This is a genomic window from Lactobacillus sp. ESL0246 (assembly GCF_003692965.1).
GTDB lineage: Bacteria > Bacillota > Bacilli > Lactobacillales > Lactobacillaceae > Lactobacillus.
The window spans coordinates 73,947-94,539 of the sequence record NZ_REHC01000006.1; the positions used below are offsets into that span (position 1 = coordinate 73,947).

A 20,593-nucleotide genomic window follows, 5' to 3' on the forward strand; every position below is an offset into this window, starting at 1 on the left:
AAAAAATAATACAAAAGAAGGGAATGAACACCTTGAGTAATGCACCTAAGGATGCGACAGAAAGAGAGTTTCAAGAAAAATTCACTCGAGAACTTGAAAAGTATCGGTGGATTGCCCCAGATAGTCTCAACGGAACAAAACATAAGGTTACCGTTCAAAGCCTAATTAATAATTGGCGTCAGGAACTCAATCGCTTAAATGCTGAACAACTAGAGGGCCAGGAATTAACTGATAACGAATTTGACCAGGTACTTAAAAAGGTAGGTCAGATTCAAAATAGCTATGAAGCAGCTAAACTCCTTTCAATTGAAGAAGGAAAAGGTAAAATTGATGGAATTTACCGGGATGACAATCCAAGTGTTACCCGTGATCAAGTAACCTTGACCATCTTTAAAAAGGCCCAAGTTGGTGGCGGTGATTCTAGTTATCAAATTGCTCGTGAAGTTCAGACAGAGCATGGTAATCGGTTTGATATTGTATTGTTAATTAATGGATTGCCACTAATTAATATTGAACAAAAGCGGACTGATAAAAGTCTTGATGAAGCCTTTGGTCAGTTTAAACGTTACTATCATGACGGTGAATATCAAAACAATCTGATGGCATTCTCACAAATGATGGTAGTGACATCGGAAATTGAAACCCGGTACTTTGCTACACCAAAGTCAATTAATGACTTCAATCCAAGTTTTGTCTTTCACTGGGCAGATAGAAAAAATAACATTATTAATGACTGGAAAAGTGTAATTGATAACTTTCTTATGATACCAATGGCCCATCAAATGGTGGGGGATTATCTTGTAATTGATGAATCTAGCGATAAAGAAAATCGTCGACATATGCTAATGCGTCCTTATCAAGTTTATGCATTGCAGGCCATTGAAGGAGCAGCGTTAGGAAAAGATAATTTTGGTAATCCACATGGTGGCTATATTTGGCATACCACGGGTTCTGGGAAAACCATTACTAGTTTTAAAACCGCTTTAGTATTATCGACTAGGCTAAGTTTTGATAAAGTAGTTTTCATGGTTGACAGAAAAGAGCTTGATCAAAGGACCGCTGATAATTTTAAGGCATATGCTGCTTATGAGCCAGTTGAGGTTGATAGTACACCATACACATATAATCTGGCTAATACGATGAAACGAAAAAAGTCTGGTATTGTGGTAACCACAACTTATAAGATGCATTCTTTAGTTAAAAAGCTAGTGGAAAATCATGATAAATCACTGGCTGAAAAGCATATCGTATTTATCATTGATGAAGCTCAACGGACAACAATGGGAGATATGCTGGGTGCGATTAAAGAGTACTTCAAAAAGAATGGTTTATTTTATGGTTTTACTGGTACTCCTTTATTTGAAGAAAATCATGTAAAGGGAAAAATAAAAACGGTAAGAGGAAGAAGCCAGGCAATTGATACTACTGAGAAACTATTTGGCCCTGAATTACATCGATATACAATTGACGAAGCTATTCGAGATGGTAATGTTCTTGGATTTAACGTAAATTATATCAATACTGGGGAATATAATAATATTGAAGATTTACGAGATCAATTAATTGAAAAGACACTTCGTGATCATCCAGAAAAAGTAGCACGAAAAGTTGAGACCGAGGTTCGCTCATATCCTGCAGACAAAGTCGAAGAGAAAGCTATGAAAGAAGATCTTCTTAAATACCAAGATGAGACACATATCCCACGGGTAGTAACTGATGTATTAGATCACTGGGAGGAACAGTCTCAAGAACGTGAATTTAATGCTATTTTGACTACAGCTTATAAAGAGAGAGCCGTAGCGTATTTTGATGAATTTCAGAGACAGTTGGCAGATCGCCAGCAAAAGTTGAATGTTGCGGTTACTTTTAGCTTTGGTAATCAAAATGCCCCTGATAATATTGCAGATCCTGAATTAGTTGAGCGAATGTTTGAAAGCTATGCTAAGTTTACGGGCATTAAGTTTGCATTTGGTGATAAAAAGAAAGGTAGCGATGCTTATTTTGAAGATTTGGTTGATCGAGCTACGCATGGTGGAAGTGGATTAAACTCTAAAAATATTGATTTAATTATTGTTGCTGATCAACTTTTAACTGGTTATGATTCTAAACGGTTAAATACACTGTATGTTGACCGCTCATTTGAACTTCAAAATTTAATTCAGGCTTATTCAAGAACTAATCGGGTGCTTGATAAAAACAAAAAAGAGTTTGGTGTAATTATTAATTATCAATTACCAGCCATTACTAAAAAGAAAGTTAACCAGGCACTTGAGTTATATGGTAGTGGAGGAAAGTCGAGTCGAGTAATTGTACCACTATATGATGAAGCAGTAGATATTTTTGTAAAGTTTATTGAAGAAATGAAGCCAACATTGCCCAATCCAGCAAATTGGGCAAATTTAAAGGAAAATGAAAGTGATAAAGAGAGATTCAAACAAGCTTTTAAATCATGCAGCAAACAACTCTCATTGGTACAACAGTATTATGAGTATAAATGGGATAATTCCAAATTCACTATTACTGAACATGAGTGGCTTAAATACGTAGGTGCTTATCGAAATTTATTTCCACCAGAAGGTCTGGGTTCGAGTGAAGAAGAAGAAATTCGTGAAATAAAAGGACGTACTAAGTTGGCTGATAATCAACAAATTACAGCTAGTTATATTTTGAATCTAATGAGGGCTATTGGACCAAGAAAAGATGGTTCAAATATCGATCAACATGGTAATGATATTAAAAAAATTAAGAATGCTATTCAAGAGCTTAGTGAACGTGGTGAAGATCAAAAGGCACAGTTGTTGAATAATTTTTTAGATGAAAAAGTTATGACTGAATCGTTGGATTCAAGTAAGGATATTAATGATGTATACAATGATTGGAAGCATGGTAAATTACACCAAAAAGTTACTGATTTTGCACATCAGTGGGGAATTGATGTCAATGTCTTACAAAAATCTGTGGATAATTACGATCCAATAGACCCAGAAAATATTCCGTACGTTGATGATATTAATAAGAACATTTCGTTTGATGAGGCAGAAGATAAAAGTTATGGGAACTTATTGACTCATAAAATTAAGGTAATTAAAAAATTGCCAAAATGGATGCGCAGTATATCAAAAAAATATAATTAATTATGAAGCCGAGGATTGTATCAATCCCCGGCTTTTTGTCTCCGCTTGGGAACAACGAAAGCTGGGGGAAGTGTTTTCGAATATTCAAAGTGGGAATAGGCTTCCTAAATCAAAGCTGATCGATGGTGATATTCCATATGTAATTGCAAAGACAACAAATAATGGGATTTATAAAAAAATTTCAAAGAGCACACAAGACTATTCAGGAAATCCAATGAAATTATTTGATGCACCTGCAATTACTATTTCAATTGATAATCCTAGAGCTATTTATTTACAAAATTATAAGTTCTTTACGTCTAACATTATGCGTGTGCTACAGGTAAATGACATGACAATAGAACAATATGTATTTTATTTAAATGTTGTACGTGGTTTAGCGACAGGATTTGATTGGTCGACAAAATTTAGTGGTCCCGTTTTAAAATCACAGATTGTAAATGTTCCAAATATAAAAGAACAAAAACAAATTGGTTCATTCTTCAACCAACTCGATACCCTCATCACCCTTCAACAGCGATTAACGAGCTTGACACTGTTATTAAAGGCACTAGCTGATGTTGATGAGCAAGATCGGGATGAAATTGAAGAAGAATACTTAACCAATAAGTATCTGGATGATAATAACCACTTAAAGTTAAAACCGGTTGAACACGATTATGAAGCTTTTTGTTCAGTAATGAACAATATGGTTGGCTTTGATCAGGCATCTAAGGTTATTGATAATTACAACTATTTTCGTAAATTAATCAAAGACAGCGAAATTAATAGTGCTGAATTATATGAAGCAATGAATCATTTTAATATGGTTTACATTGAATTAAGTAGTGATGCAAATGAAGAAAATCCTCAGGTTATTTTTGAAAGTCTAAATTCTACAGGTGTTTCATTATCATCTTCTGATCTTGTGCGTAACTTTCTGTTAATGAAACTTGATTCTCAAAAACAAGCTGAACTCTATAAAAAATATTTGGTAAAGATTGAGCGGATGTTTGCAACCAAAACATTTGCTGAATTTATTCGACATTATTTAATAGTTAAGACCCATGTATCAGTTAAAAGAAATGGTGTTTATAATAGTTACAAGGATTATTTCCTATCGCAGGGATTAAGTTCTGAAGATGCTTTAGCTGACCTTTTTAAATCTGCTAATTACTATGATCAAATTTTGAATCATAAAGCTAATGATAACAAATTCAATAAGATTCTAGAGCATATCAATGTTATGGATAGCAAAGTTGTATTTCCTTATCTAATGCTGTTAATGAATTTACTTGATGATGGTGAAACCGATCAAGTGGAAGTTAATAATTTGGCACACATTTTAGAAAGCTATTTATTTCGATTGAAAGTATGTCAAATGCCAACTAATGGATTAAACAAAATTGTTGTAGGACTTTGTGATCTTTCTAAAGAAAATGGCAACTTAAAATTTAGATTGCTTCGGCTACTTAAGGCGAATTTCCCAGATGATCGTAAATTATTAGATAGCTTAATGGAAGTAGATTTATACCGCCAGAGAAATGACCTAGCTAAATTATCCTTAATAGTCTTAGAAGAACATCGAACTAGAGAAACCATTAACTTTGATGATGCTCAGGTCGAACATATTATGCCACAGTGCCTTAATGCCGAATGGCGACTTCAAGTCACTAATGCTGACAAGATGAAAGAACAATACGGTGGAACACTAGGTAACTTAACACTCACCAAATATAATCAATAAATAAGTAATAAGTCTTATAGTGAAAAGAAAGAGTTTTATAAGGATTCCAATGTTTCTCTCACACGAGAAGTTGCTGAAGTTTATGATAAGTGGGGCAAAGATGCCATTATTAATCGAACGGAAAAATTGACTAAAGAATTAATTGAAATTTTTCCGATGCCTGTTATTAAAAAGGTTAGCAAAGAAGAGGTTACTGGGGAATATACAATTGATCAGTCCCCTGATGTTACTGGTAAAAAGCCAGTTCAAATTACAATTAGTGAAAATGAATATCCTGTAAGGACTTGGCGTCAGATGCTCATTACTTTCCTTAATGATATTTGGAATAAAGATAGTCTTAACTTTGATCGTATCAAAGAGAATCGTCAATTGAGCCGTATGCTTTTTAGGCCAAGGAATACGCCAGAAAAATTGGAAAATGGTACGATTGTGGAAACCAATTTCTCCGCAACAGTAATATTGGCTATTATTACTAAGATTTCTGAAATCTGTGATATTGCTGATCAAGTTTCTTATGCAGTAAAGTAGTTAAAGATGATTGGGCAAGGATGCGCACAACATATTAGTTCGAGGGTATTTTGATAGTGATTAAAGTGTACTAATTCTTATTTTACTGATTAGAATTAGTACACTTTTTGTTTTAATGATAATCTAATATTTTATATGTTCTATGTTTTTATAATTAACCAGTTTGCTAGGTTGTGTAATCAAAGTAGTGCAATTGAATAATAAAGTTGATATAATAAGTGCTAAAATTGACTAATTTAGTATTAAACTGTAATCATATAAGCCAAAATTTAGCAGAATAGTTGTTTATTTGACATATTAACTAAGGAAGTGATAGTGATAAAGCGTCAAAAACTAATTAATTATATTAACGATACTTACGGAGTGGAGCCAGAAGGAATGTGGGCGAAGTTCCCCAATTATCGGGTCTTTCGTCATAGTCACGGACGCAAATGGTTTGCAATATTACTGGATGCACCCAATAAGACACTGGGTATAAGTAATGAGGGAACTACCGATGTGCTGGATGTTAAGTTAGACAAGATGCAAATTGATGAACTGCTATCGAGCAGAGCAAAGGGATTCTTGCCAGCTTATCACATGAATAAAAGCACTTGGATTTCAGCAGTAATTGCAGAATTAGCTGATGAACAACTTGAGAAATTAATTGCAACTAGTTATCAAAATACACAAAAATAAGTGTCAAGCCGAAATAGTTGAGTGCTAAAAACGACCGCACTATTTTTAAATGTAGTACTAAAAGTTGCTGTATTTGGCTACTAGTCGCTTAATTAGAAATATAGTGTATCAACTGAAGAGGAACAATTATGACGGTTACAACTATTAGATTTCCAGATGATGTATATCAAAAAGTTAAAGAAATGGCTGATTTCGAGGGCGAAAATGTTTCTGAATACATAATAAAAGCTGTTACTGAAAAAGTAGAAGATCAGCAAGATTATCAAGAAGCAATTAAAATTTTTAAAAGAACAACAGAAACAGTGTCTGCTGAGGAGGTTAGAAAAATTGTTTTCAAGACTGATAAAGGTTTTAGATGAATTAAACCAACTTTTAGATGGACATGATCCAGGCTTTGAAACCCAAGTTGAAACGATCGACCTATCTCCTAGATATGATGCTACGGCTATTAAACAGTTACGTAAGAAGCTAAATTTAACACAGGTTGAATTTGCTAGAGTAATAGCTGTTTTATCAAAAACAGTAACATCATGGGAAACAGGGAACAACATTCCGAGGATGCCGCGTCTAAGCTGATGATATATTTAACGATAATCAAAAAAGTCAAATAATCTAAATTAGTTAAAATATTTAAAAAATAAGTTAATTTAGTAATATTTCTTTATAGTTTGTACTTTTCAATGTATAACAAACTAAAGGAGTTGAGAATATGGAAGCTGTACCTCTTTCCATTTTTAGAAAGAATTTAAAACACTATATAGAGGATGTTAATGATAATGCTGCTCCTATTTTAGTTACAAATCGCAAGAAAGGGTCAGAATCAGCTGTCGTTATCTCTCAAAGAGACTATGACAATTTAATTGAAAATCTTATTATACTTGGCAATCCTGATTTGGTAAAAAAAATCAATGAGGGTAATATGCAAATTGATGAGGGTAAGACCCAGCAACATGAGTTAATCGATGATTAAAGCATGGGCAGATAAGGGGTGGGATGATTATCTTTATTGGCACAAATTAAACGATAAGGTAATGATTAGAAAAATTAATAGATTAAGTACTGATATTGACCGCCATCATTATACAGGAATAGGTAAACCTGAACGATTGAAGTATATAACTAGTAAGAATGTATGGTCACGCAGAATTACGCAAGAGTATAGATTAGTCTATCGTATAGAGGACAATACAATTTATATTCTGTCAGTAGCTAATCGTTATTCTTGATTTTTGTTTAGGACAAACAGCAATGAAAGATTCTACATTAACTAAAAGCCTTAATGAACTAAATGATTATTTAGATGGTAAAGATGTTCCAATGGAACTTCATGTTAGATCAATAGATTTAACACCTAAATATACACCTGCAGACATTAAGGTTTTGCGAAAAAAATTAAACGTAACTCAAGTAGAATTAGCTAAGATTATGGAAGTTTCGCAACGAACAGTAGAGTCATGGGAAATTGGTAAAAGTAATCCTAAGGGTGCTGTTTGTAGATTGATGGAAATTTTTACAAATATCCTAAATTAGCAAATGAATATAAGTTTTAGCGTGTTTTAATATAATAGCTATTAAAATTTGGGTTAAAGCGAGGAAATAGTAATGAAGAAGAGAGTATTAATTAGTTTAGCTTCGGCAGCATTGTTAAGTGTAGGAGCAGTTGGAATTGGTCATGTTCAAGGTGCAGATGCACCGCAGACAGTGCAGGCAGCTAAAAAAGCTAAGGCTTTTAAGGTAAAGCTTACAAAGAATGCAGTAGTTTACTCAAGCCGTGGCAAGCGTAAGACAAAGAAAACCTTGAAAAAGGGTCATGTTTATCCTGCTTATGGCAAGAAGACTATTCGTGGTAAGAAATACTATAAACTAAGTCACGGGCGCTATATTAAAGTAAATACAGCAAGTTTTATTGTAGAAGAAAGTAATCCAACGCCTATTAAACCAGATAATACAAATACTTCGGCTACTTCTTCAACAACTGATGACTTTAAAGTAACGATAATTAAACCTGCTAGAATCTATGACAGCAACGGCAAGAAAACGGTGTTTACAGCGAATAAAGGCACTTTTAGGACAGTGACTGGAAGTAAGGTAATTAACGGGGCTAAGTATTATAAAATCGGCGACAACAGCTATATTTTAGCTAGTGATACTGAAAAGGGAATTGATAATAATGTTCCTAAGGAGAATATCAATGATCCAGAGCCACCAGAAAAACCTACGCAAGCTGAAATAAAGACTATTTTGGATGGATATACTAAATATCCTGACCAAGATCATACTATTTATTTTAGTGATGAAGAATTAGCCCAGATAAAGAATTATTTGTGGCAAGATATTCAAAATTATAGAGTAGAAAAGGGCTTACCTGCATACAAAACCAATGCTGAATTAGATAATTTAATAAGTAAAATTTGTGCCTCCTCAGATAAAATGTGGGCGTACGAACAAGATTTAGCAGGGGCAACTAAGATTACTTTAGCGCCATATCTCCCAACCATGAATGCTAATGGCATGGATATGACAGATACTTGGATTGAAGATAATTATTATGGGCGTCGCATTGTAGGAGAAATTACCCCTAAGGAATTTAACTTCAAAGATCGAAACCCAGAGCATGTTGCGACTCAAATCTTTAATAGTTGTAAAAATGATAAAAGTTATTATAATAAAATGATTTTAGGACATAATGACAAAGCGGCTTTTGCTAGTTTGGGTTTGACTTATAAATGGGACGGAACATATTCCTATGTTGGAATTGCCTTTATAGAAGTTTCTGGAACTAGTGCCAAATGGCTCAATTTTTATAATGCAAATTAATAATTAATATAATTAAGTGAATAGAAAAAACGTTACTAATGTTAGTAACGTTTTTTGTTTGGAAAGGAAAAGTAAATGAATTTAAGTGATTTAACTATAGTGCGACGCAGCATAATAAATTTATTGAACTAAGAGCACCAGTTAGTGGAAAATTTAAAGATATCAGTGAAGTTGTTGATGAAGTATTTTCAAAAACAAATGATGTGTCAAGGGTTTGCAATTGAATCTGTTAATAATGATATTAATAGCCCAATAAAGGGTAAAATTATTTCGATTTTTAATACAAAGCATGCTATAGGTTTAGAAACTAAATCAGCAGAGATGGATTTAAATGAGGTCAAGCATGCTGGTAAAAGCGCCACTGTAATAACAGTAATTACTAATTCAGATGATAAAGTTGCAAATATGGAATTTAAGATTTTCTCAGGAACAACGTTAAAATCACATGAAGAAGTTGGCAAAGTATATCTTAAATAACGTTAGTTTTAATATGAAATAATTGTTCTTGACAGGATTTTTTTATAGTGATAAATTAAAAAGTAATTAAATATTATGTATCTAAAAAGTAGAGTAATTATTTTAACTTCCATTAAAGAGAACTGACATTGTGGTGAAAGTTAGTTGGTAGTGGATAATGAAGATGGACTTTTAATTGATAACTGCTGGTGACAGTTTTAGCCAGTGGCGGAACTGCATCCGTTATCCTTGCAAGCTGTTACTTGACAGCTAGTAAGACCTATTATGTGAATAATGGGTAAATTAAAGGTGGTAACGCGAAGCACTCGTCCTTGAATTAAGGATGGGTGCTTTTTTGTATTAGGAGGGTTGTAAAATGACACAAACGGTTTTTAGTAATTTAAATTTATTTAACGGTGAAGATAATAAAATATTTACTGATAGTTACATTGTGGTCGATGATCAAACTGGAAAAATTGCTGAAATTGGAACAGGCTTGACGCCGCAAGCAGATAAAACGGTTGACCTAAATGGTCAATATGTAATTCCAGGTTTGATTAACTGCCATACTCATATCATTATGGATCCCCAGACACCAGATGGTGATAGTTCAGCAAACGTTGTTGAGGCAACAGTGCGAGCAATCAAACATTTGCATGAATTGTTGCAGTCAGGGGTGACATACATTCGTGAATGTGGAAGTACATATGATATCGATATTGCCCTTAATAACTTAATAAAGAGGGGAGAATTAGCTAACGTACCAGAAATTTTACCTTCGGGTCGTCCATATTCGATGACTGGTGGTCACGGTGATATGCCTAATTTTGGTCATTTAGTAGATTCTCCTGATGAAATGCGCAAGGCTGTTCGTCAGGGAATTAAAAAAGGTGCCAGAACAATTAAAGTAATGGCAACCGGTGGTGTAATGACTGAAAATGACTTTATGGATGATCCTCAGCTTAGTGAAAGTGAAATTCATGCCGCTGTTGAAGAGGCACATCACAAAGGATTTACCGTTGCAGCCCACGCTGAGGGTAACCCCGGAATTATGAATGCCATAAAGGCTGGCGTCGACAGTATTGAGCACGGATTCTACGTTAACGATGAAGAAATAGAATTGATGCTTAAAAAAGGAACATACTTAACCCCAACAATTGTTGGAGCTTGGGCTTTTATTGAATATGCGCCTGGAAAAGTTCCAGATTGGGAAATGGCTAAAATTTCTGCAGCATGGGGTGATTTACGTCCTAATATTACACGTGCCAAAAATGCTGGCGTACCAATAACATTGGGAACGGATGCTGGAACGCCATTTAATGATTTTAAGATGACTCCAAAAGAATTGCCTTTGTTAGTTGAACAAGGCTTTACTAATTTTGAGGCACTACAGACCAGTTTAAATTCTGCTAAACTAATGAAGATCACTGATCAATATGGTACTTTGACTGCAGGTAAATATGCAGATTTTTTGGTTTTAAAAGAAAATCCGTTGGAAAAAATTACCGCGGTTGTTCAAAAAGACAAGGCAGTGTATAAGAAAGGTCAGCGAGCATACTAATTTTTACTATTAGTTCTAAGAAAATTATGTGAATTGCCAGCATTGGTGCTTGGTTTCATATTTATGGAACAAGTCAATTTTGGGGGCAAGGTATAATTCTTGATGAAGCGAAGGCACGATTTCCTTGGATACGTAAAGTTTAAAAGTGATAATGGCTAATGATGAACAAAAATTTATTTATTTTTAAAAAATAAATAAATTTAAATGTTGCTAAAATAAATATTTAATTTTTTGCCAATTTAGTTAAAATGAAGTAGAGACGTTTTTAACTAAAAGGAGTGTTTATTAATGAAAGTTTTATTATATAATATGACGTCTGAGCAACAAGTTTACGTTGACAAGTGGAACCATGATCATCCAGAAGATGAATTAACGACTACAAAAGACAAATTAGATGCTGAGACTGTTGAATTAGCAAAAGGATTTGATGGGATTAGTGTTTTGCAAGTCTTTGATATTGATGAAAAAGAAGTTTACAGTAAATTAGCTTCTTATGGTATTAAGCAAATCGCTTTACGCTCAGTTGGCTATAATATTATTAATTGGAAATACGTCCATCAGTATCATTTACTAGTGACAAATACGCCTGCTTATTCACCACGAGCAGTCGCTGAAAACACGTTAACTTCAGCAATGTATTTGCTTAGAAAATGGGGACAGATTTTACAAAATGAGCGGGTAGATTTTAATTTTATTCGTTCAGAAGATTTAATGAGTGATGAAATTTACAATCAAACTGTTGGTATTATTGGTGTAGGACGCATTGGTAGCGCAGTTGGCGAAATTTTTCATGCGTTAGGTGCTAAAGTGCTTGGTTATGATATTGTCGAGAATCCAGCTAATGAGGCATTTCTTGATTACGCTGATTTTGATACTGTTATTCGAGAAGCTGATATTTTAACGTTACATACGCCCTTTGAACCAGGGATGGCAGATATGATTAGTGCCAAGCAATTTAAGCAAATGAAAGACACCGCTATTCTTATCAATGCAGCTAGGGGACCGTTAGTTAATACTCAAGATTTAATTTCTGCTTTGAAGCAGAAAGAAATTGCCGGTGCTTCTCTTGATGTGATGACTGGTGAGGAAGCAATTGTGATGAAGAAGTTTAATCAATTGGATGAACTACCTAAGGATTATCAGGAATTAGCTCAAATGCCCAATGTAGTATTTACTCCTCATTCAGCTTATTACACGAAAACGGCGGTAAAAAATATGATTGAGCAAAGCATGATTGATATGAAGCGGGTATTGAACGGACAACAGCCAGTTTACCCTGTAGAAGAATAAACAGTCAGACTTATAAAAGACTAACTGATGTGAGATGTAAGTAAAAGCGTGTTCATCTCAATTCGCCAGTTAGTCTTTTTTGGTATTAATTAACAAAATTAGCATTTATCCAGTATAATTAGACTATTGGTATAATGAATTATAATAGTCAAGAGGCGCAAGGTTGAAAAGATTTCATCATAAATATACGCTACCTGCGATTTTAACACTGTTAGTGGTTGCGCTAGGTCTTCTCTGGCATGGAATAAGTAATTTGCGTAGTCAAACAACCTTGCCATCAGATGCTAATTCGAGTGTAATTGGCTTAGAATTTGACCAAACATTTGGTTATATTGATCTGCATGAAGTTCAAGATCATGGGGTTTCCTTTGTTTATTTGAAGAGTACGCAGGGAAGAACATATTTTGATGATGATTATTTATCCTACCGTGACCAGATTTTAGGTACAAAATTAGCTTTTGGAACAATTATTGCTTATAGCAATGAATCTACGCCGATACAACATTTGCGTTATTTTAATAAAAAGGTCGGTTCAAATACTGGTACTTTACCAATTTTAATAGTACCGGCGGTCAAGTCGCGTAATTCGCATTATTTAATGCAAATGGCCCAATTTACTCAATTGCTAAAGCAGAGTGGCAAAAAAGTTATGGTTAAATTGAGCGTAAGATATCACAAATATTTTGCAAGTGATGTATTATTTATGGCTGATGTATCTAATGAACCTAGCAAATTGCAATATGCTTTTTGGTGTTACAACCATGATGGGCATGTGCAGTCAGTTAATGGATTGGAAGATGGCGTTACGATGTTTGCTTATAACGGTACCGTAGCGCAATATAAACAGAAATATGGACAATTAATACAATAATGAAAGCAGAAATAACAGAGTCTTTAGCTAAATTAGGATTAAAAAAACCAACTTTAATTCAAAAAGAAACCCGAACGGCCATTTTAAATGGAGCGAGCTGCATTGCACTTGCTAAAACTGGTACTGGTAAAACTTTAGCGTACGCAATTCCATCATTAGAACGAGTTCAAATTGGAAAAGCAAATAGTTTAATAATTATTGCTCCTACTACCGAATTGGCGGTGCAAATTCGTCATGCAATTAATCCATTTATTCATGTTCTCGGCCTTAAAGGAGTTAGTCTGGTTGGAGCAGGTAACCGTAAGCGTCAGGAAGACAATTTAAAGAAAAAGCATCCCGAAGTGGTAGTAGCAACGCCTGGTCGATTTTTTGATTTCTTTTCTAGTGGGAGGATTAAATTAGCTCAAATTCAAACTTTAGTAATTGATGAAGCAGACGATATTCTGGAATTCAGTAAAATGGAATTACTTAGTTCACTTGGACAAAATATGATGCCAGAATCGCAAATTTTACTTTTTGGAGCAACTGAGTCAGAAATTACCAAGCAAGCAGAAGAGATATTTGCTCGAAAATTTTTGGTTATTGATGTTCGATCACAACAAAAAACTACGGTAAAAAATTATTTTTTACAGGTAGATAATACTCATAAAATTGATTTTTTACAACGATTGCTGCGCTTAGATAATTTTAAAGGAATTTTGTTTTTTGATTCAAATCAAACGATGATGCGATTTGCAGGAATATTAGGACATACTAAAACTCGTTTTGGATTATTAGCAAATGAATTCAATAAGCAAAGACGTGAGGAAACCCTGCGGGATTTTAAAAGTGGGAAATTCAAATTATTACTAGCGACTGATTTGGCGGCACGTGGACTTGACATTAGTGGTGTTAGTTATGTTATTAATTTTGAAATTTCAAGAGAAGCCAATACTTATTTACACCGAGCGGGTCGAACGGGTCGAATGGGTACATCCGGCTACGTAGTTAGTTTGGGTGATGATCATGATTTTCGTGATTTGAAAAGATTATTAAGTAATTCTGTAAACCTGGAACGTGCATATTTTGTACATAATAGCTTGTCAATAAAAAAGCCACGGCAATTGGTAAAAACGACAACTAAAATTGATAATAAGCAAACAACTAAGATAAACAAGAAAAACAAGAAAAAACACACTAAAAACAAAGGGTATCACCCACATTACTTGAAGAAAAGAGAGCAAGAATGAGTCGTATTTTAACATGGTTAGAAGACTATCTTTTACCAATAGCAAATAAGTTGGGACAGGCTCACTGGATTGTTGCATTAAGGGATGCTTTTATTTCGGTTATGCCTATCACAATTGCCGGTTCGATTGCGGTTTTAATAAAAAGTTTGATTGCCGTTGCTAAAAACAATTTAAATTGGCCGACCTTTGTTTGGATAATGCAACCACTTTCGCTGATTTGTAATGTTGTGTGGCGAGGAACCTTTGCATTATTTGCTTTATTTTTAGCCATGTCGTTAGGATATCATTTAGCTAAAAGTTTAGAAGTAGATCCGATTGCAGGGGCGATTGTTTCTTTATCATCATTTGCAATGAGTATTGCTAATTTAACGAAACTTAGCGTAAATGGTAAAGTTATTCCAGTTCATCAAGCTTTTAATATTTCGCAATTCTCAACAACTGGTATTTTTACGGCTATCTTATTTGGAAGCCTGGGTGTTGCAATTTTTGCAGGGTGTTTTAAAGCACGTTTAACTTTACATATTTCAGCTACGTTACCGCAAGCCGAGCAGCAAGCATTTGACTCACTGATTCCAGTAATTATTGCTATTTTTTTAGTTGGTGTAATTAATTTCGTTTTTCAGACAATTACAGGAACTTATTTTGGAAATTGGCTTCTCCATTCAATTCAAACTCCATTAGTAAAATTTGGTCAAGGATTTGTAATGGTAATGCTCGTTACTTTTTTGGTGCAAGTTTTTGGCTTTTTTGGAATCAATGGGTTAAGCGTTTGGGCACCAATACTTGATTCAATTTGGCTGACCGCACAGAATATTAACGTCACAGCAGTGCGTAATGGTAAAGAAGCACCATTTTTATGGGTACGTGGGTCATTTGACGTATTTGCTTGGTTTGGAGGTACGGGTGGTACGCTAATGCTAGTTGTAGCAATTCTGCTTTTTTCTAAACGGAGTGACTATCGTACAATCGCCAAAGTTGCTTTAGCACCAGGGATTTTTAATATTAATGAACCGATTGTTTTAGGTCTACCAGTTGTACTTAATCCTGTATATTTTGTACCGTTTATAGTTGCGCCACTTGTTAATGTTGCATTTGCGTATTGGATTAGTATATTGGGACTTGTTAATCCAGTACAGGTTGCTGTTCCTGCAATTGTCCCACCAATTATTGGACCATTCTTAGCATGTAACTATGACTGGCGTGCAATTGTTTTATCGATTATTAATATGTTAATTGCTCTAGCAATCTGGACACCATTTGTTTTTGCAGCAGATAAAATTGCTGACGCTTCTAATCCTACCCCTTATTTTACACGTCAGTATTAATGAAAAAGGGTTGGCTTTTGCATAAAAATTTGGTAAAGTAGTTTTGTATGCGACCCTGTAGTTCATCTGGATAGAACAATGGTCTCCTAAACCGTAGAGGTGAGTTCGAATCTCACCGGGGTCATGAATGACAAATTTTATATTTATAACTATATTTAAAATAGTACTATTAATTAAAATGGTACTATTTTTATTTTTAATCAATTTCAGTAGCTAAAATTCAGATATTCTCTTGTTTATAATTTTCCACGGAATTAAATTTTATTAAGTATTTATCGAACGTATGTTTGTTTATACGCATAATTGTTTTTATATTTTAAAATTGCATTTGATATTAAACTTGACTTAATGTTACTTCACCTTGGTCATAGCGATTTCTTGTTTGGGAATATTCGAATGAAATTCCATTATCTAGAAAACAAATTTGTTCTATTTCTAAAACGGGATCGCTTATGTCACATTTCAAATATAACTGATCATATGCGTCTGACTTATCAGCCCGAAAAGTTCTGTTCGCCTTACCAATCTTTAATTTTAAAATCTTTTCGATATAACCATAAATTGATTTCTTTAAAACCTTAGTTGTAATTCCCGGAATAATTTTTGTTGGCATTATCGTGTATTCCAATCTAACAGGAAAATCACTTAAAAGACGTTGACGAATTATGTCGTAAACCAAATCGCCTTTTTCTAATTTTAATATTACAGCTTCTTTTGAAGTTGGTTCACGAATATCAAAGGAAATAATTTTATTAGATAGTAGCTTTGTATTTTTAAGACGTTCAGTAAAACCAACATGCTCATTAGCATTATCTTTCTTTGAAATATCACGTTCTTTTTCTGCTAATATTATGGTTCCATGGCCTCGTATAGGCTTAACAATACTCTTATATTGCAGAAACTTTAATGATTTTACTATGGTGACTTTGCTAGTATTGAACGTTTTGGCTAATTCAGCAATTGGAGGTAATTTCCTTTGATATTTATGCAATAAGATAGCTTGTTCAATGTTGTTAGCAATGCTTACATATTTTGGTCTAATAGTCATAGTTGAAATACCTTTCTGGTAAGTAAAGCATAATCTTTACTTATGCTTCTAAGAATATTTACTGAATACAAAGATTGCAATATTATTATATTTGAAAGCGCTTTTAAATAAAAGAAAGAAGAAATAATATGACTGAATTTTTCTGGGGAAACTCAACTTCAAGTATGCAAACTGAAGGCGGATGGAATGAAGGAGGTAAGAGTTTATCCGTTTATGATATTCGCAAATCAGATAAACATTCTAGCGATTGGCATGTTGCTAATGATAATTATCATAATTTTGAAGAAGATTTAGATTATATGCATGATTTAGGAATGAATATGTATCGTTTTCAAATTTCTTGGTCACGTATCATAAAAGATGGCGATGGAGAAATTAATGAAGAAGGTTTCAAGTATTATGATAATTTAGTCGATGGGTTAATTGCACGTAATATTGAACCAATGGTTTGCCTATATCATTTTGATATGCCGCTTCATTTAGCTCAAGAATATAACGGATTTATCAGCAAAAAGGTATGTGAAGCTTTCATTCGCTATGCCAAAATTGTAATTAATCATTTCGGTAATAAAGTTAAATATTGGCTCACCTTTAACGAACAAAATATTTATCATACCAGTGAAGCTTTCAAAATTTCTGGCTATCTCAAAGGTGATGAAACACTTACTGAGTTATATCAAATTTCCCACAATGTAATGTATTGTCATGCGGCAGTAGCAAATTATTTACATAATAAAATAAGTGCTAAAATTGGTGGAATGCTAGCTTATAGTCAAATTTATCCGGCAACCTCAAATCCTAAAGATGTCTTTGCGGCTCATCAGATAGATGAATTCTTGAATTATAACTTGTTAGATGTATTTACATATGGTAAATATTCTTCGGCGGTAAAGAAGTTTGTACAGAATAATAAGCTTAAGATAAATATTACTGCAAAGGAAATGAAAGAAATTTCTCGTTTACATAGTGATTTTTTGAGTTTTAGTTATTATTCTTCTAGTACAATCGCATCTGATAAAATTCCTAAAGGCACTGCGCCTAATCAATACTTAGATTTTGGTATGACGCCTAATCAATATTTAGAGTCAACAGAGTGGGGTTGGCAGATTGATCCTACAGGATTTAGAGATGTTCTCAATAAAATTTATCAAAGATATCATCTTCCGGTTTTTCCAATTGAGAATGGTATTGGAGTTAGAGAAACTTGGGACGGCATACATCAAATAAAAGATGATTACCGAATTAATTATCTTCGAAATCATATTTTAGCCATGCAAGCAGCAATGAATGAGGATGGTGTTGATGTAATTGGCTATCTTGGATGGGGATTAATCGACATTATGAGTTCCCAAGGGGATATGGATAAACGTTATGGAGTTGTATACGTTAATCGTACTAACCATGATTTACGAGACATGAAAAGGGTTCCTAAGAAAAGTTATGAGTGGTTGAAAAAAGTAATTCATTCTAATGGTAAAGATTTAATTAAGGAGGTTAATAATAATGAACAATGAGTCAACTACACAATCTCATCCTAAATTGCAAAATTTTTTGGATAAGTTTACAGAAGTATCTGTAAAAGTTGGTAATCAAGTTCATTTGCGTTCTTTACGGGATGCATTTGCAACATTAATGCCAATGTTTATTTTGGCGGGTGTTGCCGTTTTAGTTAACAATGTTATTTTTACATGGATATTTAAGGGTCAAACACTTTCGAAATTTCAAGTTTTTGGTACGGCATTGACAAATGGTACTTTGAACATTGCAAGTATATTGATTGCACCGATGATTGCTTATTATTTAGCTAAAAATAAATCCTTTGAAAATCCCATCTCATCATCTGCTGTTTCGTTATCAGCTGTTTTTTATGTAAAGTCAAGTAAATCAAAGAAGTCGTTTAAAGAACAGTAGAAATTTGATTGATAATTATAATATTGCTATTAAGAAACGTGGTTGTAAGAATGAAAAATCTACTTATTAAGGACAAGTACGTTGAAGTAGGCAAGAAGATAAAGTTTGCAAAAAAGAAAGATTCTAAAACTGGTAAGAAGATTAATGTTAGATCTACTATTGTTTATAATGATATTTTGACTATTTCAGATATTTCTGAAATAGCATACGAATACATTGTTAATGTAAGTTCAGCAATCGAGTGGATCATGGTTCAATAACAAGTTAAGACTGACAAAAAGTTTGGCATTACTGATAATCCTAAGTGTATCTTTAATTTACTACTTAGAGTTATTAATGTTTTTGTACAAACAGTAGATTTGATCTGTTCATTACCGAAATTGGTAATTGATGAATTAATGTTAACGTCCAACTCTAAGGGTTAACTTCAGAGCTTTGTCCTCCTTTTAATTGTACTAAATTTCCACAATCATCAGAAATTGAATATATTTATTAGCAAATTCATGTGCTGTAATCTTAATTTGAGGTGATTTTCATGGAAAACGTTATTGACGACAACATTCGAGCTTACATCAAACAAGTTGGTGAAAAATGCGGCTCAAAAGATAGCAGATTATTTTATATTTTTGAAAAAGTTTATTTAGATACATTGGAAAAAGCATTAGTAGAAGATGGTGATAATAGAGTTTTCGTATTAACTGGAGATATCCCTGCCATGTGGCAACGTGATTCTTCAGCTCAACTTAGACCGTATATTCTTTTGGCAAAGAAGAATGAAAAAATTAAAGACTTAATTGTTAAGGTTATTAGACGTCAATTCTTTAATATGAATCTAGATCCGTATGCTAATGCCTTTAACCAGACTAATAATAATCATGGACATCAAACTGATAAAACAGATATGAACCCATGGATTTGGGAAAGAAAGTATGAATTAGATTCTTTATGTTATCCAGTTCAATTAGCCTACCTCTTGTATAAAAATACAGGTGAGACAGCTCAATTCGATAAGGAATTTGTCAGTGGTATTAAGAAATTGCTAGAAACAATTCAAGTAGAGCAGCATCACGAAAGCTCACCTTATACTTTTGAAAGAGATTGTGATGTCCCAACTGATACTTTAACCAATAATGGTAAAGGCGCTCCAGTTAGTTATACTGGTATGAGTTGGTCTGGATTTAGATCAAGTGATGATGCCTGCACCTATGGTTATTTGATTCCGTCAAATATGTTTGCTGTAGTAATTTTGCGGCATATTCAAGAAATTTTTTCTACTGTTATACATGATAATGAAATTGCTATAGAAGCTAAAAAAATATGTAAAAATATTAATAATGGTATTCAAAAATACGGTATTGTGGAACACAATGGTAAGAAGCAATTTGCTTATGAAGTTGACGGACTTGGAAATTACATTTTGATGGACGATAGTAATGTGCCAAGTTTAATGTCTGCTCCTTATCTTGGTTATGTAAATAATAATGATCCGATTTATCAAAATACTCGGAATTTCTTGATGTCACCAGAAAATCCATATTTCTATATTGGAGAATTTTGGAGTGGTCAGGGTAGTCCGCATACACCTAAAGGATATATTTGGCCAATTTCACTAACTTTATTAGGAATGACTAGTGATAGCCTAGATGAAAAGCGCAATCTTTTATATATTTTGGCCAACACGACTAATGGAACTAATATGATTCATGAAAGTTTTGATCCTAATGACCCATCTAAGTTTACCAGACCGTGGTTTTCATGGGCCAATATGATGTACTGTGAGCTTTTGCTAGATTATTTAGGTGAGAAAGTAAAAGTATAACTGAAAAATCGATAATAATGCTGATATTTGGCACTAATAAGTGTTTATATATCAGTATTTTTAAATGTTGATATAACGATTCCATCTAATTTCCAACTTAAGCGGAAATTGGATCTACTAACATTCAAGGTTTTGTATGGCATTATAATAATTGTAAGTGATTTCAAGAAGAAATCGCAAAAATTTAAGAGAATAAGTAA

The 20,593-nt window shown here is 33.5% G+C and carries 19 protein-coding genes, 1 tRNA gene and 2 pseudogenes; 21 read left to right on the plus strand and 1 reads right to left on the minus strand.

Annotation, left to right across the window (positions count from 1 at the left end; translation table 11 throughout):
- Positions 1-23 precede the first annotated feature (23 nt).
- The 17 genes and pseudogenes from F5ESL0246_RS02165 to F5ESL0246_RS02240 all read left to right on the plus strand — a co-directional run bounded on the left by F5ESL0246_RS02165 (position 24) and on the right by F5ESL0246_RS02240 (position 15,739).
- Positions 24-3,134 (plus strand): HsdR family type I site-specific deoxyribonuclease, encoded by a 3,111-nt coding sequence (locus tag F5ESL0246_RS02165; protein ID WP_233551573.1) that lies wholly within the window; start codon positions 24-26, stop codon positions 3,132-3,134.
- A gap of 19 nt (positions 3,135-3,153) precedes the next feature.
- Positions 3,154-4,983: pseudogene (locus F5ESL0246_RS02170) on the plus strand (DUF1524 domain-containing protein); the annotation flags it as partial.
- A gap of 3 nt (positions 4,984-4,986) precedes the next feature.
- Positions 4,987-5,388 (plus strand): hypothetical protein, encoded by a 402-nt coding sequence (locus tag F5ESL0246_RS08345; protein ID WP_233553528.1) that lies wholly within the window; start codon positions 4,987-4,989, stop codon positions 5,386-5,388.
- Between the two features lie 315 nt (positions 5,389-5,703).
- Positions 5,704-6,066: an MmcQ/YjbR family DNA-binding protein gene (locus F5ESL0246_RS02175; RefSeq protein WP_122017888.1), complete on the plus strand. Its 363-nt coding sequence runs from the start codon at positions 5,704-5,706 to the stop codon at positions 6,064-6,066.
- Positions 6,067-6,194: 128 nt separating this feature from the next.
- Positions 6,195-6,425 carry a type II toxin-antitoxin system RelB family antitoxin gene (gene relB, locus F5ESL0246_RS02180; protein WP_122017889.1) on the plus strand — a complete coding sequence of 77 codons (231 nt, stop codon included), beginning with the start codon at positions 6,195-6,197 and terminating at the stop codon, positions 6,423-6,425.
- Positions 6,394-6,642 carry a DNA-binding transcriptional regulator gene (locus tag F5ESL0246_RS02185; protein ID WP_158592469.1) on the plus strand — a complete coding sequence of 83 codons (249 nt, stop codon included), beginning with the start codon at positions 6,394-6,396 and terminating at the stop codon, positions 6,640-6,642. Before relB ends, F5ESL0246_RS02185 begins: the two co-directional genes overlap by 32 nt.
- Positions 6,643-6,775: 133 nt before the next feature.
- Positions 6,776-7,036 (plus strand): type II toxin-antitoxin system Phd/YefM family antitoxin, encoded by a 261-nt coding sequence (locus F5ESL0246_RS02190; protein WP_122017891.1) that lies wholly within the window; start codon positions 6,776-6,778, stop codon positions 7,034-7,036.
- Positions 7,029-7,292 (plus strand): Txe/YoeB family addiction module toxin, encoded by a 264-nt coding sequence (locus F5ESL0246_RS02195; protein WP_122017892.1) that lies wholly within the window; start codon positions 7,029-7,031, stop codon positions 7,290-7,292. The genes F5ESL0246_RS02190 and F5ESL0246_RS02195 overlap by 8 nt, the downstream gene beginning before the upstream one ends.
- A 22-nt stretch (positions 7,293-7,314) precedes the next feature.
- Positions 7,315-7,596, plus strand: a complete 282-nt coding sequence (locus F5ESL0246_RS02200; RefSeq protein WP_122017893.1) for a DNA-binding transcriptional regulator — start codon at positions 7,315-7,317, stop codon at positions 7,594-7,596.
- A gap of 72 nt (positions 7,597-7,668) precedes the next feature.
- Complete coding sequence (locus F5ESL0246_RS02205; protein WP_122017894.1) at positions 7,669-8,883, plus strand: SLAP domain-containing protein; 1,215 nt, start codon at positions 7,669-7,671, stop codon at positions 8,881-8,883.
- Positions 8,884-9,060: 177 nt separating this feature from the next.
- Entirely contained in the window at positions 9,061-9,360 is a 300-nt protein-coding gene (locus F5ESL0246_RS02210) for a PTS glucose transporter subunit IIA (protein WP_147441033.1), read from the plus strand.
- Positions 9,361-9,715: 355 nt separating this feature from the next.
- Positions 9,716-10,900, plus strand: coding sequence for an amidohydrolase family protein (locus F5ESL0246_RS02215; protein WP_122017896.1), 1,185 nt, complete (start codon positions 9,716-9,718; stop codon positions 10,898-10,900).
- Positions 10,901-11,188: 288 nt separating this feature from the next.
- Positions 11,189-12,190: a D-2-hydroxyacid dehydrogenase gene (locus F5ESL0246_RS02220; protein WP_122017897.1), complete on the plus strand. Its 1,002-nt coding sequence runs from the start codon at positions 11,189-11,191 to the stop codon at positions 12,188-12,190.
- Between the two features lie 163 nt (positions 12,191-12,353).
- Positions 12,354-13,061, plus strand: coding sequence for a GH25 family lysozyme (locus F5ESL0246_RS02225; protein WP_122017898.1), 708 nt, complete (start codon positions 12,354-12,356; stop codon positions 13,059-13,061).
- The gene (locus F5ESL0246_RS02230; RefSeq protein WP_122017899.1) at positions 13,061-14,290 is read left to right on the plus strand and encodes a DEAD/DEAH box helicase; all 1,230 of its coding nucleotides are present in this window, start codon (positions 13,061-13,063) and stop codon (positions 14,288-14,290) included. Before F5ESL0246_RS02225 ends, F5ESL0246_RS02230 begins: the two co-directional genes overlap by 1 nt.
- Entirely contained in the window at positions 14,287-15,615 is a 1,329-nt protein-coding gene (locus F5ESL0246_RS02235; protein WP_122017900.1) for a PTS sugar transporter subunit IIC, read from the plus strand. The genes F5ESL0246_RS02230 and F5ESL0246_RS02235 overlap by 4 nt, the downstream gene beginning before the upstream one ends.
- 51 nt (positions 15,616-15,666) lie before the next feature.
- Positions 15,667-15,739: transfer RNA gene (locus F5ESL0246_RS02240), tRNA-Arg, on the plus strand.
- A 210-nt stretch (positions 15,740-15,949) separates the two neighbouring features.
- Here the strand turns inward: F5ESL0246_RS02240 and F5ESL0246_RS02245 are convergent.
- The gene (locus tag F5ESL0246_RS02245; RefSeq protein ID WP_122017901.1) at positions 15,950-16,663 is read right to left on the minus strand and encodes a GntR family transcriptional regulator; all 714 of its coding nucleotides are present in this window, start codon (positions 16,661-16,663) and stop codon (positions 15,950-15,952) included.
- A 128-nt stretch (positions 16,664-16,791) separates the two neighbouring features.
- Between F5ESL0246_RS02245 and F5ESL0246_RS02250 the strand changes: the two genes are divergently transcribed.
- From F5ESL0246_RS02250 to F5ESL0246_RS02265, 4 genes and pseudogenes are all read left to right on the plus strand, one after another.
- Complete coding sequence (locus tag F5ESL0246_RS02250) at positions 16,792-18,177, plus strand: glycoside hydrolase family 1 protein (RefSeq protein ID WP_122017902.1); 1,386 nt, start codon at positions 16,792-16,794, stop codon at positions 18,175-18,177.
- Positions 18,167-18,529 (plus strand): annotated as a pseudogene (locus F5ESL0246_RS02255) (PTS sugar transporter subunit IIC); the annotation flags it as partial. The gene F5ESL0246_RS02250 and the pseudogene F5ESL0246_RS02255, both read left to right, overlap by 11 nt.
- Before the next feature lie 95 nt (positions 18,530-18,624).
- Entirely contained in the window at positions 18,625-18,834 is a 210-nt protein-coding gene (locus tag F5ESL0246_RS08480) for a type ISP restriction/modification enzyme (RefSeq protein ID WP_122017903.1), read from the plus strand.
- 275 nt (positions 18,835-19,109) lie between these two features.
- Positions 19,110-20,393: a glycoside hydrolase family 125 protein gene (locus F5ESL0246_RS02265; RefSeq protein WP_122017904.1), complete on the plus strand. Its 1,284-nt coding sequence runs from the start codon at positions 19,110-19,112 to the stop codon at positions 20,391-20,393.
- Positions 20,394-20,593: the final 200 nt, after the last annotated feature.

Coding starts and splice junctions, on each gene's coding strand:
- F5ESL0246_RS02165 (WP_233551573.1), top strand. CDS start 24: ATGAACACCTTGAGTAATGCACCTAAGGATGCGACAGAAAGAGAGTTT.
- relB (WP_122017889.1), top strand. CDS start 6,195: ATGACGGTTACAACTATTAGATTTCCAGATGATGTATATCAAAAAGTT.
- F5ESL0246_RS02190 (WP_122017891.1), top strand. CDS start 6,776: ATGGAAGCTGTACCTCTTTCCATTTTTAGAAAGAATTTAAAACACTAT.
- F5ESL0246_RS02195 (WP_122017892.1), top strand. CDS start 7,029: ATGATTAAAGCATGGGCAGATAAGGGGTGGGATGATTATCTTTATTGG.
- F5ESL0246_RS02200 (WP_122017893.1), top strand. CDS start 7,315: ATGAAAGATTCTACATTAACTAAAAGCCTTAATGAACTAAATGATTAT.
- F5ESL0246_RS02205 (WP_122017894.1), top strand. CDS start 7,669: ATGAAGAAGAGAGTATTAATTAGTTTAGCTTCGGCAGCATTGTTAAGT.
- F5ESL0246_RS02210 (WP_147441033.1), top strand. CDS start 9,061: ATGAAGTATTTTCAAAAACAAATGATGTGTCAAGGGTTTGCAATTGAA.
- F5ESL0246_RS02215 (WP_122017896.1), top strand. CDS start 9,716: ATGACACAAACGGTTTTTAGTAATTTAAATTTATTTAACGGTGAAGAT.
- F5ESL0246_RS02220 (WP_122017897.1), top strand. CDS start 11,189: ATGAAAGTTTTATTATATAATATGACGTCTGAGCAACAAGTTTACGTT.
- F5ESL0246_RS02230 (WP_122017899.1), top strand. CDS start 13,061: ATGAAAGCAGAAATAACAGAGTCTTTAGCTAAATTAGGATTAAAAAAA.
- F5ESL0246_RS02235 (WP_122017900.1), top strand. CDS start 14,287: ATGAGTCGTATTTTAACATGGTTAGAAGACTATCTTTTACCAATAGCA.
- F5ESL0246_RS02245 (WP_122017901.1), bottom strand. CDS start 16,663: ATGACTATTAGACCAAAATATGTAAGCATTGCTAACAACATTGAACAA.
- F5ESL0246_RS02250 (WP_122017902.1), top strand. CDS start 16,792: ATGACTGAATTTTTCTGGGGAAACTCAACTTCAAGTATGCAAACTGAA.
- F5ESL0246_RS08480 (WP_122017903.1), top strand. CDS start 18,625: ATGAAAAATCTACTTATTAAGGACAAGTACGTTGAAGTAGGCAAGAAG.
- F5ESL0246_RS02265 (WP_122017904.1), top strand. CDS start 19,110: ATGGAAAACGTTATTGACGACAACATTCGAGCTTACATCAAACAAGTT.